Here is a 17326-nt window from a genome sequence, read left to right as displayed (position 1 = left end):
GCGTGTCAGTTCCTCGGTCCGTCAGTGGGCATTGGAGTTCTGCGCGTTGTACGTCCGTTCCTTGACGTCCAGCTCGACCTTGACGGGGTCGGCCTTCTCGAAACGCAGCTCGATGGTGATCTTGTCGCCGACCTTCGGCGTGCTCTTGAGCCCCATGAACATGACGTGGCTGCCGCCGCGCTCCAGCTTCAGCTCACCGTTCGCGGGCACGTCCATGGCCTGGACCTGCTGCATCTTCTGGTCTTTGGTCTCGTGGATCTGCAGATCGTCCGAGAGCGGGCTCGTGACCGCGGTCAGCTTGTCGGCCGTCTTCGAGTCGTTCTTGATGACCATGAAAGCGCCGGCCATCTTGTCGTTGACCGGTTCGGGCATGAAGGCCCCGCTGACCGTCATCTTCGGCTTGGCCGATTCCCCGGCGGCGTCCGAGGAGCCGGAGGAGCCGGAGGAGTCGGAGGACGAGCAGCCGGATATCGCGAGCGCCGCCGTCAGGGAGAGGGCGACGGCGAGGGTGCGGGTGGTGCGGGTGTTCACGGGTTCTCCCCCTTGACGATCTTCGGCAGGTCCTTGGTGTAGTCCTCGACGGTGGTGCCCTCGCCGTAGAGGACGTAGCCCTCGTCGGTCTTGGGCGAGAACGCGATGACCTGGGCCCCGTGCATGGAGACGACGCTGCCGTCGGCTTCCTTCTTGGGTGCCTCGATACCGATGCCGAGTGAGCGTGCGGCGGCCTGGATGGTGGCGAAGTCCCCCGTCAGTCCGGTGAAGGACGGGTCCTGGGCCCTGAGCCACGCGCCGAGGGAGTCGGGGGTGTCCCGTTCGGGGTCGGTGGTGACGAAGACGACCTGGAGCTTGTCCCGGTCCGCCTGGGGGAGCGCCTTCTTGGCCACGGCGATGTTGCTCATCGTCAGGGGGCAGACGTCCGGGCAGTTCGTGTAGCCGAAGTAGATGAGCGTCGGGCGGCCCTTGGTCTGCTCGCGCAGGTTCCACGGCTTGCCGGTGGTGTCCGTGAGGACCAGCTCCGGCTTGTCGAAGGGGCGGTCGAGGACGGTGGCGGCTCCGGCCTTCTTCTGGCCGGAGATCTGCGTGACCGTCCCGGTGTTCTTGGCCGTCTCACCGCCGCAGGCGGTGAGGGAGAGGGCGGTCGCCACCGCGAGGGCGGCGACCGTCACACGTGTGGTGCGCATGAAGGGGTGTCCTGGGATCGGGGATGATGCGGACGTACTCGTAACGACAGCGCCCGTGGGCGCGCGGTGTCAGGAGGCGCGGCGGCGCGAGGCGATGCCGAAGGCGACGCCACCGAGGCCGATCACGATGCCGGCGATGCCGAGGGCACGGGCCGTCGTGTCGGAGTCGCTCTTGGCAGAGGCCTCGTCGTGCGCGTCCTTCTTGTCGCCTTCGGTGGCGGTGGCCCCGGCGGCGGGCTTGGCGGCCGCGTCGTCGTGGTGGTCGTCGGCCGCCTTGGCGGCGGTCAGCTTCAGCACGGGCGCCGGGGTCTGCGGCTCGGCCGCGCCCGGCTTGCTCTCCTCGATCCAGCGCACGACCTCGTTGTTGTCGTACGTCTGGATGGCCTTGAAGACCATCTGGTCGGCGTTGTCGGGGAGCTTGCCGACGGAGACCGGGAACTGCTGGAACCTGCCGGGCTCGATCTTGCCGCCGGTCCAGGTCACCTTGGTGACGGCCTCGTTGACCTGCTTGCCGTGCACGGTCAGCGGCTTGTCGAGCTTGCTCTTCTCGACGGTCACGGTCCAGCCGGGGATGTCCTGCGGCATGACCGACGTGAGCGGCTGGTCCACGGGGAAGTTCACTTCGAGCTGCGTGGTCGAGGCGTTGTCGCGCTCGTTGGGCACCTTGAAGTTGATGACCGCGTACCCGCCCTTGGTCGCCTCGCCCGAGGGCTGCACGCTGACGTGCGCGAAGGCGGGACCGGACAGGACGAGGACGGCGCCGGCGGCGAGGGCGGCGACGAGGGAGACGCGAGAGGTCTTCACGGCGGGAACACTCCAGGGTGCAGGGGTGACGGTGGCTCCGCGCACAGGCGCGCGCGGAGGTCGCGGCACCGGTGCTCCCGCTGTGCGTACGGGGAGTGGGGGTGCCGCGTCAGGCTGCGAGGGCGAACGCCGCCGCGGGCGGTCCGCGCCTGATGACCGTGTGCAGGAGCGCGTCGCATCCGGTCGCGACGGCGGGTGCCGCTGTGGTGCGACGGGCCCGGGGGCCGCGGGCGGGCGCGTCGGGGAGTCCGGCCGCGAGGGCGCGTACGAAGGCCAGCGCGGCGCGCAGCGGACGTACCGGGTCGGCCTCGCGGGACAGCCGGGACAGCTCGATCAGCCGGAACAGCGCGGCGTCACCGCGGGCCAGCAGCCAGCCGGCCGCGAGCGCGGCCAGCAGGTGGCCGGCCAGCATGGCCGGGCTGAACAGTCCGGTCGTGGGCTCCGCGGAGGCGGAGGCCATGTGCGCGTGGGCCATGTGGGCCTGCGCGGCGGCCTCCCCGGCCAGGGCGGCCGGGTCCAGTCCGGCGGTCTCCAGGATCTGCCGGGCGTCGGCCGGGCTGAGGGGTACGGAGTTGCCCCCGCAGACCAGCCGGGCGGCGAGCGCCGCGAGCGAGGCGTCGGCCCCCTGGGCCGGGGCCTGGGCGGCGGTGGCGCCGTGCTGGCCGAGTCCGAACAGCACGTGCAGTCCGAGCTGGCCGACGACGAGCCCGGCGGCGATGCCCGGCAGCGGACGGCGGCGCCCCGCGAGGGGTGCCGCGACCGCGAAGACGGCGACGAAGGCCAGGGCCAGTGCCCACCACGGCACGGTCGCGCAGGAGGCCACGGCGTGGCCGGCTGCGGACAGCGCGACGCAGACCGCGGTGAACACCGCGGCCCGGGTCGTCCGGAGGCCTGCTCCGGCGCGTGTCGTGTGGGTGGTAGTCATGGCCGGGCCATCATCGCACTGCGCTTAGGCCCTGCATACGGCAGGTGCTGGAGGGACCATAGGGTTCCGGTCCAAGGTCAGCGCGCGCACGGCGTGCCGTCGGCGCGGGCACGGTGCGTAGTCGGCGGCGGGCCGGAAACGTCGTCCGGGCCGGGCATACACCGGCTTCCGGGAGTGTCGCCATCGGCCGAATGAGGGCTCTCCCGGCGCTCGGGGGCTTACGCCCGCCCTCGGGCGGCAATAGGTATCCGTATGAGCATCTGGTGGTCTCTCCACTTGAGGCGCGAAGCCGCGAGCGTGCCGCTCGCACGGCGACTGCTGCTGGGGGCGATGGAGACCGCGGGGGTGGATCCGGACATCTCCTTCGACCTGTCGGTCGCCCTGACCGAGGCCTGCGCGAACGCGGTGGAGCACGGTGGTGGCCACGGACACCGCCGTGATCACGGCGGTCACGGCGGGGCCTCCGGCGGGGGTGCCCGTGCCGTCGGTGTCCCGGACGGGACCGAGGCGTACCACGTCACGGCCTATCTGGACGGGGACCGCTGCCGCATCGAGGTGACCGATTCGGGTCCCGGGTTCCCGCCCGCCACGGTGTCCCGCCGCAGACCCCCCCTGGCCGAGCACGGCCGGGGCCTGGGACTGATCGCCGAGCTCTCCGACCACGTCCGCCTCCGCAACCGGCCGGGGCGGGGAGCGGTGGTGAGCTTCGACAAGATGCTGAAGTGGCGCGACGACGCGCTGCTGAAGGTGTCGTAGGCGGCAGGCGGCAGGCGGCAGGCGGCAGGCGGCAGGCGAAACCGCACGCGGTGGTCGGCACGCGGCACGCCCCGTGCGGCGCACGCGCGGGAGCGCTCGCGCCGGTGGGCGGGAACCGGTCCGGTCCCCGCCCACCGTCACATGAGGAACGCGTCAGCCCTTGAGCCGCGCCATCCAGGCCTCGACCTCGACCGAGGTGCGGGGCAGACCGGCCGACAGGTTCCGGTTGCCGTCCTCGGTGACGAGGATGTCGTCCTCGATCCGGACCCCGATGCCGCGGTACTCCTCGGGCACGGTCAGGTCGTCGGCCTGGAAGTACAGACCGGGCTCGACGGTCAGGCACATGCCCGGCTCCAGCGTCCCGTCGACGTAGGCCTCGGTACGGGCGGCGGCGCAGTCGTGGACGTCCATGCCGAGCATGTGGCCGGTGCCGTGCAGGGTCCAGCGGCGCTGCAGGCCCAGTTCGAGGACGCGCTCGACGGGGCCCTCGACCAGGCCCCACTCGACGAGCTTCTCGGCGAGCACGCGCTGGGAGGCGTCGTGGAAGTCGCGGAACTTCGCGCCCGGCTTGACGGCGGCGATGCCGGCTTCCTGGGACTCGTAGACCGCGTCGTAGATCTTGCGCTGGATGTCGGTGTACGTGCCGTTGATGGGCAGCGTGCGCGTGACGTCGGCGGTGTAGAGGGAGTGGGTCTCCACACCGGCGTCGAGCAGCAGCAGGTCGCCCGGGCGGACGTCGCCGTCGTTGCGGACCCAGTGCAGGGTGCAGGCGTGCGGGCCGGCGGCGCAGATGGAGCCGTAGCCGACGTCGTTGCCCTCGACGCGGGCGCGCAGGAAGAAGGTGCCCTCGATGTAGCGCTCCGAGGTGGCCTCGGCCTTGTCGAGGACCTTCACGACGTCCTCGAAGCCGCGGACGGTGGAGTCGACGGCCTTCTGGAGCTCGCCGATCTCGAACTCGTCCTTCACGGCGCGGGTCTCGGAGAGGTAGACGCGCAGTTCCTCGTCGCGCTCGGCGGTGACCTTGTCGGTCAGCGCCTTGTCGACCACGGCGTCGTGGCCGCGCAGGTTGCGCACCGGACCCTCGGCCTCGGTGAGGGCGTCGGCCAGCTCGCGCACGTCCTTGGCGGGGATCCCGAGCAGCTGCTCGGCCTCGGTCAGGGAATGGCGGCGGCCGACCCACAGCTCGCCCTGGCCGGACAGCCAGAACTCGCCGTTCTCGCGGTCGGAGCGGGGCAGCAGGTAGATGGTGGCGGTGTGGCCGGCCGGGCCCGCGGGCTCCAGGACCAGCACGCCGTTCTCGGTCTGGTCACCGGTGAGGTAGGCGTACTCGGTCGACGCGCGGAAGGGGTACTCCGTGTCGTTCGAGCGGGTCTTCAGCCGGCCGGCCGGGATGACCAGGCGCTCGCCGGGGAAGCGTGCGGAAAGGGCGGCGCGGCGGTCGGCGGTGTGCCCCGCCTGGGCGACGGGCTCCAGACCGCGCAGCTCGGTGTCCGCCCAGCCGGTGCGCATGTTCTCCGCGAGTTCCTCGCTGACGCCCGGGTACAGGCCGTTCTTGCGCTGCTTGTGCTTCTTCTGGGGCTGCTCTTCTGCCGGGGTCTCCGGGGTGAGCTCGTCCGCCACGTCTTCTCCTCAGCCGCTACGACATGCAGGGTCCGGGTACGGACCCCGTTCATCGTATGTGGGGGGAGGCGGCGCCCGGCGATGTCTGTGACATATCAGTCATACCGGGCGACGGTCCTACGTCGGCCGGGTGCCGGGGGCCGACGGCGGCGATCGCGCGCGCCCCGCGTCAGTCGAACCGGGCCGCGAGCAGCACGATGTCCTCGGCCGGGTCGGCCGCCACGGCGTCCGGGTCCTCCCCGGGCAGCACGGTGCGCAGGATGTGGTCGCAGAGGGCCGCCGGGTCGTCCCGGGCGCTACGGGGCACCCCCGCCGCCGCCGCGTGCAGCCGGGCGTACGCCCGGTCCATGGGGTCGCCGGTCCGCCGCAGCAGGCCGTCCGTGTACAGCAGCACCGTTTCTCCGGGCGCGGGCTCGATCTCCACGCTCGGCGCCTCCCAGCATGCCAGCATCCCCAGCGGCGCGGAGAGGGAGGTCTCCACGTACTCGGTGCGCCGCTCGCCGATGAGCAGGGGCGGGGTGTGCCCGGCCCCGGCGAGGATGATCTTCCGGGCGGCGGGCTCGCAGTACGCGAAGAGCGCGGTGGCCGAACGCGCGGGCTCGGTCAGGCGCAGCAGCAGCTCCAGGTCGGACAGGACCGCGACGGGGTCCTCGCCCTCCATGACGGCGTACGCGCGCAGCGAGGCCCGCAGCCGGCCCATCGCGGCGACGGCGCTGGGCCCGGAGCCGGTGACGGAGCCGACGGCCAGGCCCATGGCGCCCTCGGGCAGCGGGAGCGCGTCGTACCAGTCGCCACCGCCCCGCGGCCCGGTGTGGTGCCGGGCGGCGAGCTGGACGCCGGGGATCCGGGGCAGCCGGCTGGGCAGCAGCTCCTCGGAGACGGTGGCGAGCCGGGCGCGGGAGCGCTCCACCTCCAGCATCCGGGCCAGGTGCTCGGCGGCGTACCGGACGTAGAGCCCGACGAGGTCGCGCTGGCGGTCGTCCGGCTCGGCCTGTTCGTCGTAGAGCCAGACGGCGGCGCCGAGCCGGCCTGTGGCGTCAGCGGTCAGCGGCAGCGCGTAGCTGGCGGCGTAGCCGAGCCGGGCCGCGACCTCGCGCTGGCGGGGGTCGACGGCGGGTTCGTGGCCGCCGGCCGAGGGGGACGGCACGGGGGCGCCGGGTTCGGGGAGCACCTCGGAGCCGCCGTGGGCGTCGGGGAGCCCGTCGAGGATGCGGCCGTAGGAGGTGGCGCTGCGCGGCACCGTCTCGATGTGGCCGAGGTCCGCGCGGCCCAGGCCGAGGCCGATCGTGGTGCTGGGGCCGAGGCCGTCGGAGGGTTCCAGGACGACGAGTCCTCGGCGGGCGCCGACGAGTGCGGCGCCGGCGCGCAGGAACTCCTGGAGGGAGGAGGCGAGGTCACTGGCGCGGGTGAGGCGCTCGGTGAGCTCGTGGAGGGTGGTGAGGTCGGAGACCATGCCCGCCAGCCGGTCCTGGATGACGCTGCTCGCGGCAGGCGGTACGGCCTGGGCGGGGGCGGTTCGGGGCGGGGCGGAGGGTGACGTGGAAACGGGCGTGGGCGCCGGAGTGTGCGCTGACGCTGTAACTGCTGGATCGATTCCAGCCACTTTCGGCAGATGCGGGGCGCTCATGGCGTCCGCCTTTCCACCTGGTGCGATTCGCCATATAGCATCGCAAACCCCCAGATCGTGCTGCGCCGCCATCGATGGATCCACATCTACACGCACACGAGGAGCGATGTCCAGCATTGCCCAGGCGGGAATCCTGGTGTCCGTGGGACGGCAACTCACGGTCGAGCCAGGGCTAAAACTTGGCCGGAAAACGCGGGAAGCGGACGGTTTTTGCGATCGACTGGACGGGCGTCACGGGCACTCCGGGTACGTAATCGGCAGTGGCCGGGGCCAGTTGACGCCTCCCGGCACCGCCGGGAACCGCCCGGTGTGGGCCGTCGTCCTTAGCGGCGGCAGCCGGTCTCGGTACCGGTGCGGGCCGTCCGGGGGGTTGGCGCCGGACCCCGCCGGACGTTTGACGGACCCGATAAGAAAACTGCACGAACCGTGTGAACCTGCTTCCGGCGAACAGTGACGCGAAACGTGTACGTGTGGTGAGACACCGGTTACATGGTGTGATGTGGCCCTCGGCGTTCAACGGAAAGGAACGAGCGCTCATGCGCGAGATCCTCGGAAGGCGTCTCCAGCGGCTCCGCGATCGCTTCAAATTCCCGCGCGCCGCCTCCCGCTCCACCGCGGCAGCCGCGGACCCGGCGGTTCCGTCCCTCCTCGACGGCGCCCTGACCTGCGCCACCCTCTGGCAGTGGCCCGTACTGCCCGGCGTCGGCCGGGCCGGTGCGGACAGCGCCCGCTGTGCCTGCCCCGACCCCGACTGCGTGGTGCCCGGAGCCCATCCCTTCGATCCCGGGCTGCTCGCGGCGACGGCCGACGCCCGGATGGTGGCCTGGTGGTGGGCCCGGCGGCCCGCCGCCCCGGTGCTGCTGGCCACCGGCGGGACCGCGCCGTGCGCGGTGAGCCTGCCGGCCGGGGCGGCCGCGCGTGCCGTCGTACGGCTGGACGCGCTGGGCATGCGGCTCGGCCCGATCGTCGCCACGCCCACCCGCTGGTCCCTGCTGGTGGCGCCGTACTCGCTGGAGCGGCTCGGCGAACTCCTCTACGCCAAGGACCACGTCCCGTCCTCGTTGCGCTTCCACGGCGAGGGCGGGTACCTGCTGCTGCCGCCCTCGGCGGCCTCCGGCGGCGGTCAGGTCCGCTGGGAGCGGGAGCCCGCGGCGGGACGCGACGGCCTGTGGCTGCCGGAGGTCGAGGCGGTCGTGGACGCGCTCGTCGAGGCGAGCAGCGGGGCTCCCGGCGGGGGCAGTCGGCTCGCCTACTGAGTCACTCGTACGGGTGTCGGCGCGACGGGTTTCCAAGGGAATTGGGCGCGGGGATCTCCGGGCCCCATTCCCGCGTCGCTATCTTCGGCGAATGAATCTCCGTCTGATCGCCATCGGTGCCGGCGTGCTGACCATCCTGTCGCTCCCCCTGGCCGGAGCGATCGCCGGGCCGGATTTCGCCGGTCAGGGTGACGGGAAGGGCGGAGGGCTGCTCTCCTCGCTCGGCCTGTCCGGCCCTTCCCGTGCGCCGGACGCGGCCGCGCGCGCCGCGGACCGCGCCGCGAGCCCCGGGCCGGCCGAACAGCCCCGCACGGACTCCCACTGCGGACCCGAGCTCACCGCTCCGCAGGGTCTGGAGGCGCAGACCTGCGTGCTGGAGGGTGACGGGCAGACCTGGGGCCGCAGTTACTACCGCAACACGAGCGGGCGGGCCCTGGACGCCGTACTGACCGTCATGGGGCCGGCCGGCCGCACGGTGCAGATCCGCTGCGCCGTCGGTCCGGGGGACGAGCCGGGGTTGTGCGAGACGCCCCGGGGTGAATCGGTGGGTGCGCCCGACGGGTACTCGGCTGTTGCGGAGTTTGCAGTTCCGGATGATGAAGGGCGACTGCTGCTGCGGTCCGGGAGCAACTCACCGGCACCGCGAGAGGGTTGAGCACCACCTGAAAAGGAAGCGCCCGGTCGCTGGCGACGGGGGATGCACCAGCGACCGGGCTACAAGAACGGTAACAAGAGATCGCCTGTTCGCAAATTCGATCTCTGATATTCAGACATCGATTTGCAGGCGATTAGCGGGAGTTGTGACTCTGGTCACCGGCCTCGCGGGCTGTGCGGACGTCAGCTGAGCGTCACCTGGCGGTTGGTGAGACCGCCGCGCGCCCGGCGCTCCTCCGTGGTCAGCGGGGCATCCGTGGCGAGGGCCCCGGCCAGCCGCTCGGCGAACTCCGCGGCGGGCTTCTCCACGTCCTCGGAGGTGACCCCCGTGGGCAGGTCCCAGACGGGGACCATCAGGCCGTGCGCGCGGAAGGAGCCGACGAGCTTCGTGCCCTCGCCGAGCGAGGAGGTACCGGCGGCGTGCAGCCGCGCGAGGGCGTCGAGCAGCTTCTCCTCGGGGTGCGGCATGACCCAGCGCAGGTGGTTCTTGTCCGGGGTCTCGCACCAGTAGGCCGCGTCCACGGAGGCCAGCTTGACGGTGGGGATGGCGGCGGCGTTGGCCCGCTCCAGCGAGGCGGCGATCTCCGGGGAGGCGTTCTGGGCGTTCTCCGACTCCGGAATCCAGAATTCGAAGCCGCTGTGCACAACCGGCTCGAAAACGCCGTCGAGGTCCAGGAGGTCCTGGAGTCGGCTGCCCTCGGCGGGAACCCGCCGGGCCGGAACCGGGGTGCCCGGCTCCGCGACGAGCGCGCGCTCCAGGGTGTCGGCCATGTCGCGGGCCAGGTCCCCGGACGACGAGTCGTTCTGCAGGCCGATCAGGACGGAGCCGTCCTCGCGGCGCAGGGCCGGCCAGGCCATGGGCAGTACGGTCACCAGCGTGACGGACGGGACGCCCTCGGGCAGGCCGCCCTTGAGGGTCAGGGGGATGGTGGCCGCGGGCACCAGCTCGCGCAACGCCACCCAGTCGCACTCGCCCGGCAGTCCCTCGAAGGGGCGCCGGACGTGCTCGGTCACCGCGTGCGAGGCGGCTGCGCCGTGGCAGGCCTTGTAGCGGCGCCCGGATCCGCAGGGGCAGGGCTCGCGGGCGCCCACCACCGGGATTTCCCCGTTCTGGATCTGCGGCTTCGCGGTCTTCGCGGCGGGGCGCTTCTTGGCCATCGTGGGTGTCTCCCGGTTGCGGCGGTACGGCGGTGTCTCTGGCGCGAGCCTAGCCGTTCGTACCGCCGGAACCGGTGGGGTGCGGCCGGGAGCGCGGTCGGCGTGCGCTCCCGGACGGCCGCCCGTACGCATGACCCGTGCCGCGGTCGGGTTCCGGTCCGGGGGTCCGCTTCGGGGATCCGCTTCAGGGATCCAGGTCGTCGAAGGCCGATACGAAGTCGATCGCCGGGGCGGTGACGCGCGTAGCGAAATCGTCGTGCCGGGGCCCGTGGGCGACGATCACCCACACGGTGACCTCACCCGCCGCTCCGTCCCGGACGCCCCAGTCCTGGGCCAGGGCGCTGATGATGTTCAGCCCCCGGCCGCCGCGCGCGGTGACCGAAGGCGTGGCCGGGACGGGGCGCGTGGGACCGCCACCATCCGTGACCTCGACCGTCAGCCGCCCCGCCTTGTCGACGCGCCAGGCGGCGCGTATCTCCCCGTCGCCGACCTCCCGTGCGCCCAGCGGCCGGCCGTGCCGGCAGGCGTTGCTGAGCAGCTCGGAAAGGATCAGCACGGCATCGTCCACGACCGATTCGGACAGGCCGCTGATGCGCAGCTGTTCGCGCATGCGGTGTCTCGCCTCGCCCACTCCCGCCGGCCCATGGCGAATGTCCATGCACGACGTGGGCACTTCCTGTGCCATCACCAACGTCACCCCCGGAACCTCCTTAGCCCCACGCCATGGTCTGGATGCCCCACTGGCCTGGACCGGAAACCGCCCTGACGAGGACCTCTGACGCATTCATGACCAGTGAACGCGGAGCGGATGCGCCGGGGCACACCCTGTCACGGACGGGGTGTGTGTGACGCGTGCGCAAAACGGGACGTCAGCGTCCCAGCTGTGACAGAACCTGGCGTGGCCTGTTCGTGATGATCGCCTCTACACCCAGATCAGCGCATAGCTGAACATCTTCGGGTTCGTTCACGGTCCATACGTGGACGGAGTGCCCGGAGGCCTGGAGCTTGCGGACGTAGCCCGGATGGTTGCGCACGATCCGCATGCCGGGCCCGGCGATCCGCACGCCGGCCGGCAGTCGCCCGTCGCGCATCCGGGGCGAGATGAACTGCATCAGGTACACGGTCGGGATGGTGGGGGCGGCCGCCCGTACCCGGTGCAAGGACCGGGCGGAGAAGCTCATGACCCGGACGGGGTGGGGTCCCTCGGCGGGCGGGGCGTCGAGTCCGAAGCGCTTGAGGAGGAAGAGCAGGCGTTCTTCCACCTGTCCGGCCCAGCGGGTGGGGTGCTTCGTCTCGATCGCCAGCTGGACGGGGCGGCCGGCGTCGGACACCAGCTCCAGCAGCCGCTCCAGGGTGAGCACGGAGGTGCGCTCGGGGTCGGCGTCCCAGTCGGGGGACTCCTCGCGGTCCTTCCAGGAGCCGAAGTCGAGGGCGGCGAGTTCGGCCAGCTCCAGGGCGGAGACGGCGCCGCGGCCGTTCGAGGTGCGGTTCACCCGGCGGTCGTGGACCAGGACCAGGTGGCCGTCGGCGGTCAGCCGGACGTCGCATTCGAGGCCGTCGGCGCCGTCCTCGATGGCCTTGCGGTAGGCGGCCAGGGTGTGCTCGGGGGCGTCCTCCGAGGCGCCGCGGTGGGCGACGACCTGGATGGGGCGCGGCATTGCGTGGGTCACCCGGTCATGGTGCCACCGAGGGGCCGTCCTGCGTCGGGGTGAGTCCTGAGGATGCGCCTGATATGTCGGAGATAAAGGATGGGGGGAGACGCACAGGTCCGGCTTACAGTGCTCTGACGGGGCATGGGAAAGGCTTCGTCCTGGAACTTGTGCGGCACGTCGAACGTTCAGTCGGACCGATGCCGGGTCGGCGAAGAGCCCGGAATCGCCCGTTTTACAGTAGCCGTGTAGGCCGTGTGTGACTGAGGAGAGAGCGCTGTGAGCACCGAGAACGAGGGCACCGCGGCCCCGACACCCCCCGCGGCCCCGTCCGCACCCCCCGTGCCCGTGGCCGCCTCCACCCCCGACCCGGCCCCGTCCGTCGCGCAGCCCGTGCCCGGCGCCGAGCAGACCCAGCAGCTGCCGCCCACCCCGGCCGGCCCCCCTGCGTACGCCCAGCCGCAGGACCAGCCCCCGGTCTACGGGCACACCCAGCCGCTGCCCCAGCCCGAGCCCCCGGCCGGCGCCCCGACGGCGTACGGCGCCGAGGGCTGGCCCCCGCCGCCGCCCGCGGTGCCCGCGTACGGCGGCCACGGCGGCCACGGAGGCGGCTGGGGCACCCCGCTCCACACCGACGGCGCGCCGCAGCCCAAGCCGAAGGGCAAGGGCGGCCTGGTCGCCGCCGTCCTGGCGGCGGCCCTCCTCGCGGGCGGCATCGGCGGTGGCGTCGGCTACTGGGCGGCCCAGCGCGGCGACGAGGCCTCGGGCTCGACCACCATCACCGCCGCCACCCCCAAGGACGTCAAGCGCGAGCCCGGCTCCGTCGCCGGCCTCGCCGCGTCCGCGCTGCCCAGCGTCGTCACCATCGAGGCCTCGGCCGGGGACGGCGAGGGCGGCACCGGCACCGGCTTCGTCTACGACGAGCAGGGCCACATCCTCACCAACAACCACGTGGTGGCCTCCGCCGCCAACGGTGGCAAGCTCTCGGCGACCTTCTCCAACGGCAAGAAGTACGACGCCGAGGTGATCGGCCGCGCCCAGGGCTACGACGTCGCCGTGCTCAAGCTGAAGAACCCTCCCGCGGGCCTCAAGCCGCTGGCCCTCGGTGACTCCGACAAGGTCGCGGTCGGCGACTCGACCATCGCGATCGGCGCCCCGTTCGGCCTGTCCAACACGGTCACCACCGGCATCGTCAGCGCGAAGAACCGTCCGGTGGCCTCCGGCGACGGCTCCGGCGGCAAGAACTCCTACATGAGCGCCCTCCAGACGGACGCCTCCATCAACCCCGGAAACTCGGGCGGTCCGCTCCTCGACGGCCGCGGCGCGGTCATCGGCATCAACTCCGCGATCCAGTCCGCGGGCAACGGCGGCTTCGGCGGCGGACAGGCCGGCTCGATCGGCCTCGGCTTCGCCATCCCGATCAACCAGGCCAAGAACGTCGCCGACTCCCTGATCAAGACCGGCAAGCCGGTCTACCCGGTGATCTCGGTCTCCGTCGACCTCCAGGCCAAGACCGACGGCGCCAAGATCTCCGAGCAGGGCGCGGCCGCCAACGAGCTGGTCGACCCCAACGGCCCGGCCGGCAAGGCGGGCCTCAAGCCCGGCGACGTCATCACCGAGTTCGGCGGCCGGCAGGTCGACAGCGGTCCGACGCTGATCAGCCTCATCTGGACGTACAAGCCGGGTGACACCGTGAAGCTGACCTACCTGCGGGACGGCAAGCCCAACACGGTCGACATCACCCTCGGCTCGCGGGTCGGCGACAAGTAGCCGCTGGACACTGGCTTGATGGGAGGGGCCGTGGGCGGGATTCCGTCTACGGCCCCTCCCAATATCTGCTTATGCTTCGCTCGTGTTCGATTCACGGCACATACGGACATTCCATGAAGTGGTCGCCGCGGGCTCGTACTCGGCGGCCGCTCGCGTCCTGGGCTACACCCAGCCCGCGATCACCCAGCAGATGAAGGCGCTCGAACGCGCCGTCGGCACACCGCTGTTCACCCGGGTGGGCCGGAAGATGAAACTCACCGAGGCCGGTGAGTCCCTGGCCCGGCACGCCGAGTCCATCCTCGGCTCCCTCTCGGCGGCCGAGGCCCAGCTGAAGGCGTACACCCGGCTGCGCACCGGGCGGGTCCGGGTCTGCGGATTCCCCAGCGCCAACGTCACCCTCGTTCCCGAGGCCCTCAGCGGGCTGGCGAAGGACCACCCGGGCGTCCAGGTCGAGCTGCTGGAGGGCGAGCCCCCGGAGTCCCTGCGCCGCCTCCAGCGCGGCGAGTGCGACATCACCCTCGCCTTCACCTATCCCGGGCTGCACGAGGAGATCCCGGAGGAGGTGGCCGAGGTCAGGCTCCTGGAGGACCAGCTGACCGTGCTGCTCCCGACCGGCCACCCGCTCGCCCGGCGCCGCGCCGTGCACCTGGCCGACCTGGCCGAGGAACGCTGGATCGCGGGCTGCCCCCGATGTCGCGCCAACCTGCTGCACGAATGCGCCGAGCTGGGCTTCGTCCCCGACATCAGGTTCGCCACCGACGACAACCTGGTGGTCCAGAGCCTCGTCGCGCAGGGGCTGGGGGTCGCGATGATGCCCGCGCTGGTGCTGCCGTCGCTCTCCCTCAGCCGTGTCTGCGGGCGGGTGCTGGAGCCCGCGGCCCGCCGCCACATCGCCGCCTACGTCTACCGCGACCACCTGCGGATCCCGGCGACCGCCGTGGTGCTGGACGAGCTCAAGCGCGTTGCCGCGAACCGGATCGGCTGCTGAGCCTCCGGCTCCACCCACCCTCGATCCATAAGCTCAGCTTGGGATTTCAGGGAAGAACTGTCGTTGGACGTGATGGATGCGGCGACGGACGCTGCTCCCATGACCACCACCACGCCGGCCCGTACGACCGCGAGGATGGCCGCCCTCGTCAATGAGATCCGCCAGGTCGTGGACCGGGGGCTGGCCCCCGACCTGACCGCCTACCTCGTCGGCGAGCGCCTCGCGCCGCACCTGGGGGAGCCCGAGCTGCTCACTCCCGAACAGCGCGAAGGGCACCCCGACCGGTACCGGCAGCACATCCTGCACACCGAGCCCGACGGGAGCTTCTCCGTGGTGGCCCTGGTGTGGCTGCCCGGCCAGGAGACCTCCATCCACGACCACGTCTCCTGGTGCGTGGCCGGGGTGCACGAGGGCGCCGAGAGCGAGGTCCGCTACCGACTGGCCCCCGCCACGGCACCCGGTGGTGCGGCGCGGCTCGTGGCGACCGAGGAGGTGGTCAACGGCCAGGGGGACGTCTGCGGGTTCGCCCCGCCCGGTGACATCCACAAGGTGCGCAACTCCTGTCGTACGACGGCGATATCCCTGCACGTCTACGGAGCCGACGTGGGCCGTCTGGGCAGCAGCGTCCGCCGCGTCTACCCGGAACCGACCGGCTGATGGCCCTCCTGAACCGCACCGTCCACCGACCGGTGCGGCCGCGACTGCCCCGTGTTTCACGTGAAACATCCACCTCCTGGCCCGGACTGGGCCTGGCCGCCGCCGGCACCCTGGTGGCGTGGTGCGTGCACGAGGTGGTCCCGGCGGTACCGATGCTGACCGCTTCGGTGGTGCTCGGCATCGCAGCGGCCCACCTTCCCGGTCTACGGGGCGTGGTGCGCGGCCCGGCCCGCCCGGGTCTGTCGCTGGCCGGCCGGCGCCTGATGCGCATCGGCATCGTCCTGCTGGGCCTCGCCCTGGGGCTGGACCAGGTGGTCCGGCTGGGCTGGGCGACGGTGGCGATGGTGAGCGGAGTCGTCGCGGCCACCTTCTTCGGCACCGTCTGGCTGGGCCGACGCCTCGGACTCCCCGGAGACCAGCCGCTGTTGATCGCCACCGGCTACTCGATCTGCGGCGCCTCGGCCATCGGCGCGGTGAGCGAGGTGTCCGGCAGCGACGAGGAGGACGTGGCCACTTCGGTGGCGCTGGTGACCCTCTGCGGGACGCTCGCCATCGCCGTACTTCCTCTCCTCCACGGCCCGTTGGGGCTCTCCGACCTCGGCTTCGGGCGATGGGTGGGGGCCAGCGTCCATGACGTCGGACAGGTCGTGGCGACGGCCCAGACCGCCGGGCCCGGGGCGCTGGGCGAGGCGGTGCTGGTCAAGCTGATGCGGGTGGCGCTCCTGGCTCCCCTGGTGGCGGCCGTGGCCTTCTCGATGCGCGCCCGGCGGCGCGGGGCGCGTACCTCCTCGGGGCGCAGGCCCGCTCCGGTGCCCCTGTTCGTGGCGGGGTTCCTGGCGGCGTCCGCGTTGCGCGCCACGGGTGTGCTGCCCGACGTGGCCCTGGAGTGGGCGCACACGGCACAGGGACTGCTGCTGGCGGCGGCCCTGTTCGGGCTGGGCAGCGCGGTCGACCTCCCCACCCTGGCCCGGACCGGGGGGCGCGCGGCCCTGCTGGGGCTGGGGGCGTGGGTGATGGTGGCCGGGGTCTCGTACGTCGGAGTCCTGCTCACCGTATGACCCCCTGTTCCAGCGGGAGTTGGCCATTTCCTGGCCGGAACCGACCGAACGTCCGGGCTGCCCGCTGACATTTCGGAGCGCGCGTGCGACGGTGCCCCCGCACGCGTGCTCACCCGTACGGCCGCTCACCCGTACGGCCGCTCACTCGTACGGCCGCTCATCCGTACGGCAGTTCACCCGTACGGCCGCACAGCCGATCCGCACCGACAGCTCTTCACCCCACCCTGCCCGGGTCACACGGGTCCGGGCACGGCAGAAGGAGTCCTGCGTGAATCGTCATCGCACGGCGCTGTCCGTCCTCCTCGCCGCGGGCGCCCTGTTCGCGGGGGCCCTGACGGCGGCCTCCCCCTCGGTCGCCGCGGAGCCGCCCGCCTCGTTCCGGCCCTCGCAGACGGCCGGCTTCTGGACGCCGGAACGGATGCGGCAGGCCACCCCGCTGGACGTGACGGCCGCCCCCGGCGCCGCCCGTACGAGCCGGCCCGCGGCCGGCCCCTCCCTCCGGGTGGCCCCCACGGCGGCCTCCCCCACCTCGTTCCCGCAGGCCGGCGGGGCCTGGACCGGCGGCGGGGCGATCGTGAGGACGTCGGGCCGGGTCTTCTTCACCATGGGCGACCGGACGGCATCCTGCTCGGGCGACTCGATCACGAGCGCCAACGGCAGCACCGTCATCACGGCCGGCCACTGCGTGAAGTACCAGGGCGCCTGGCACACCAACTGGGTCTTCGTCCCCGCCTACGACAACGGGAACGCGCCCTACGGCCAGTGGCCGGCGACCAAGACCCTCGCGACCGACCAGTGGGCGGCGAGCGAGGACATGAACATGGACGTCGGCCTGGCGGTGGTGGCCCCGTTGAACGGCCGGAAGCTCAGCGAGGTCGTCGGGGCCCAGGGCATCCTCTTCAACGGCGGCTACACCAAGAAGATGTACTCCTTCGGCTTCCCGGCGGCCGCGCCCTACGACGGCACCAGGCTCGTCTACTGCAGCGGCACCACGGGCAAGGACTTCCTGCTCACCAAGGACCACAGCCTGGGCTGCAACATGACGGGCGGCTCCAGCGGCGGCCCCTGGCTCCAGGACTTCGACGAGGCCACCGGCCTGGGCACGCAGGTCTCGGTGAACAGCTTCGGCTACAACTTCCTGCCGAACCGGATGTTCGGCCCCTACTTCGGCAACGAGGCCAAAGCGGCCTACGACAAGGCCCAGACCTCCTGATCCCGACCAC

The 17326-nt window shown here is 72.2% G+C and carries 17 protein-coding genes; 8 read left to right on the top strand and 9 right to left on the bottom strand.

From position 1 onward, the window contains the following. Nucleotides 1-21: 21 nt before the first annotated feature. The 4 genes from OG295_RS16660 to OG295_RS16645 form a co-directional block, all read right to left on the bottom strand. Complete coding sequence (locus OG295_RS16660; protein ID WP_371677584.1) at nt 22-531, bottom strand: copper chaperone PCu(A)C; 510 nt, start codon at nt 529-531, stop codon at nt 22-24. After that, complete coding sequence (locus tag OG295_RS16655) at nt 528-1181, bottom strand: SCO family protein (RefSeq protein WP_371677583.1); 654 nt, start codon at nt 1179-1181, stop codon at nt 528-530. The genes OG295_RS16660 and OG295_RS16655 overlap by 4 nt, the downstream gene beginning before the upstream one ends. Nucleotides 1182-1250: 69 nt before the next feature. Beyond that, complete coding sequence (locus tag OG295_RS16650) at nt 1251-1985, bottom strand: YcnI family protein (protein WP_371677582.1); 735 nt, start codon at nt 1983-1985, stop codon at nt 1251-1253. Between the two features lie 109 nt (nt 1986-2094). After that, nucleotides 2095-2910 (bottom strand): hypothetical protein, encoded by an 816-nt coding sequence (locus OG295_RS16645; RefSeq protein WP_371677581.1) that lies wholly within the window; start codon nt 2908-2910, stop codon nt 2095-2097. 252 nt (nt 2911-3162) lie between these two features. Here OG295_RS16645 and OG295_RS16640 point away from each other — a divergent pair, with 252 nt between their 5' ends. Next, nucleotides 3163-3666 (top strand): ATP-binding protein, encoded by a 504-nt coding sequence (locus OG295_RS16640; RefSeq protein ID WP_371677580.1) that lies wholly within the window; start codon nt 3163-3165, stop codon nt 3664-3666. Between the two features lie 153 nt (nt 3667-3819). On the opposite strand, the gene OG295_RS16635 is transcribed toward OG295_RS16640, so the two are convergent. Together OG295_RS16635 and OG295_RS16630 are read right to left on the bottom strand one after the other, a co-directional pair. After that, a complete protein-coding gene (locus OG295_RS16635) occupies nt 3820-5286 on the bottom strand; it encodes an aminopeptidase P family protein (protein ID WP_371677579.1) in 1467 nt (488 codons plus the stop codon). Between the two features lie 169 nt (nt 5287-5455). Then, nucleotides 5456-7030 (bottom strand): PP2C family protein-serine/threonine phosphatase, encoded by a 1575-nt coding sequence (locus tag OG295_RS16630; protein WP_371677578.1) that lies wholly within the window; start codon nt 7028-7030, stop codon nt 5456-5458. 419 nt (nt 7031-7449) lie between these two features. Here OG295_RS16630 and OG295_RS16625 point away from each other — a divergent pair, with 419 nt between their 5' ends. Further along, nucleotides 7450-8169 carry a bifunctional DNA primase/polymerase gene (locus tag OG295_RS16625; RefSeq protein ID WP_371677577.1) on the top strand — a complete coding sequence of 240 codons (720 nt, stop codon included), beginning with the start codon at nt 7450-7452 and terminating at the stop codon, nt 8167-8169. A 91-nt stretch (nt 8170-8260) separates the two neighbouring features. After that, nucleotides 8261-8824, top strand: coding sequence for a hypothetical protein (locus OG295_RS16620; RefSeq protein WP_266840433.1), 564 nt, complete (start codon nt 8261-8263; stop codon nt 8822-8824). Nucleotides 8825-9006: 182 nt separating this feature from the next. Here the strand turns inward: OG295_RS16620 and OG295_RS16615 are convergent, their stop codons facing one another. The 3 genes from OG295_RS16615 to OG295_RS16605 all read right to left on the bottom strand — a co-directional run bounded on the left by OG295_RS16615 (nt 9007) and on the right by OG295_RS16605 (nt 11639). Continuing rightward, on the bottom strand, nt 9007-9981 hold the full coding sequence (locus tag OG295_RS16615) for a DUF5926 family protein (protein WP_371677576.1): 975 nt from the start codon (nt 9979-9981) through the stop codon (nt 9007-9009). A 184-nt stretch (nt 9982-10165) separates the two neighbouring features. Further along, nucleotides 10166-10765 carry an ATP-binding protein gene (locus OG295_RS16610; protein ID WP_371677575.1) on the bottom strand — a complete coding sequence of 200 codons (600 nt, stop codon included), beginning with the start codon at nt 10763-10765 and terminating at the stop codon, nt 10166-10168. A gap of 85 nt (nt 10766-10850) precedes the next feature. Beyond that, a complete protein-coding gene (locus OG295_RS16605) occupies nt 10851-11639 on the bottom strand; it encodes a glycerophosphodiester phosphodiesterase (RefSeq protein WP_371681211.1) in 789 nt (262 codons plus the stop codon). Nucleotides 11640-11909: 270 nt separating this feature from the next. On the opposite strand from OG295_RS16605, the gene OG295_RS16600 reads away from it, so the two are divergent. The 5 genes from OG295_RS16600 to OG295_RS16580 all read left to right on the top strand — a co-directional run bounded on the left by OG295_RS16600 (nt 11910) and on the right by OG295_RS16580 (nt 17316). Further along, on the top strand, nt 11910-13400 hold the full coding sequence (locus OG295_RS16600; RefSeq protein ID WP_371677574.1) for a trypsin-like peptidase domain-containing protein: 1491 nt from the start codon (nt 11910-11912) through the stop codon (nt 13398-13400). A gap of 82 nt (nt 13401-13482) precedes the next feature. After that, nucleotides 13483-14388: a LysR family transcriptional regulator gene (locus OG295_RS16595; RefSeq protein WP_356212117.1), complete on the top strand. Its 906-nt coding sequence runs from the start codon at nt 13483-13485 to the stop codon at nt 14386-14388. Nucleotides 14389-14487: 99 nt separating this feature from the next. Further along, nucleotides 14488-15045 (top strand): cysteine dioxygenase, encoded by a 558-nt coding sequence (locus OG295_RS16590; RefSeq protein WP_371677573.1) that lies wholly within the window; start codon nt 14488-14490, stop codon nt 15043-15045. Further along, a complete protein-coding gene (locus OG295_RS16585) occupies nt 15045-16103 on the top strand; it encodes a YeiH family protein (RefSeq protein ID WP_371677572.1) in 1059 nt (352 codons plus the stop codon). The genes OG295_RS16590 and OG295_RS16585 overlap by 1 nt, the downstream gene beginning before the upstream one ends. A gap of 268 nt (nt 16104-16371) precedes the next feature. After that, nucleotides 16372-17316, top strand: coding sequence for a serine protease (locus OG295_RS16580; protein WP_371677571.1), 945 nt, complete (start codon nt 16372-16374; stop codon nt 17314-17316). Nucleotides 17317-17326: the final 10 nt, after the last annotated feature.

This window comes from Streptomyces sp. NBC_01276, assembly GCF_041435355.1.
Classification (GTDB): Bacteria; Actinomycetota; Actinomycetes; order Streptomycetales; family Streptomycetaceae; genus Streptomyces.
The sequence above is the reverse complement of the archived record's forward strand: the minus strand, read 5'-3'. Positions and strand labels throughout refer to the sequence as shown.

Bases quoted from the DNA above. Each gene is read 5' to 3' on its own strand.
- OG295_RS16655 (WP_371677583.1), bottom strand. From the start codon at position 1,181: ATGCGCACCACACGTGTGACGGTCGCCGCCCTCGCGGTGGCGACCGCC.
- OG295_RS16645 (WP_371677581.1), bottom strand. From the start codon at position 2,910: ATGACTACCACCCACACGACACGCGCCGGAGCAGGCCTCCGGACGACC.
- OG295_RS16640 (WP_371677580.1), top strand. From the start codon at position 3,163: ATGAGCATCTGGTGGTCTCTCCACTTGAGGCGCGAAGCCGCGAGCGTG.
- OG295_RS16630 (WP_371677578.1), bottom strand. From the start codon at position 7,030: ATGCTGGACATCGCTCCTCGTGTGCGTGTAGATGTGGATCCATCGATG.
- OG295_RS16625 (WP_371677577.1), top strand. From the start codon at position 7,450: ATGCGCGAGATCCTCGGAAGGCGTCTCCAGCGGCTCCGCGATCGCTTC.
- OG295_RS16620 (WP_266840433.1), top strand. From the start codon at position 8,261: ATGAATCTCCGTCTGATCGCCATCGGTGCCGGCGTGCTGACCATCCTG.
- OG295_RS16615 (WP_371677576.1), bottom strand. From the start codon at position 9,981: ATGGCCAAGAAGCGCCCCGCCGCGAAGACCGCGAAGCCGCAGATCCAG.
- OG295_RS16610 (WP_371677575.1), bottom strand. From the start codon at position 10,765: ATGCGTCAGAGGTCCTCGTCAGGGCGGTTTCCGGTCCAGGCCAGTGGG.
- OG295_RS16605 (WP_371681211.1), bottom strand. From the start codon at position 11,639: ATGCCGCGCCCCATCCAGGTCGTCGCCCACCGCGGCGCCTCGGAGGAC.
- OG295_RS16590 (WP_371677573.1), top strand. From the start codon at position 14,488: ATGACCACCACCACGCCGGCCCGTACGACCGCGAGGATGGCCGCCCTC.
- OG295_RS16585 (WP_371677572.1), top strand. From the start codon at position 15,045: ATGGCCCTCCTGAACCGCACCGTCCACCGACCGGTGCGGCCGCGACTG.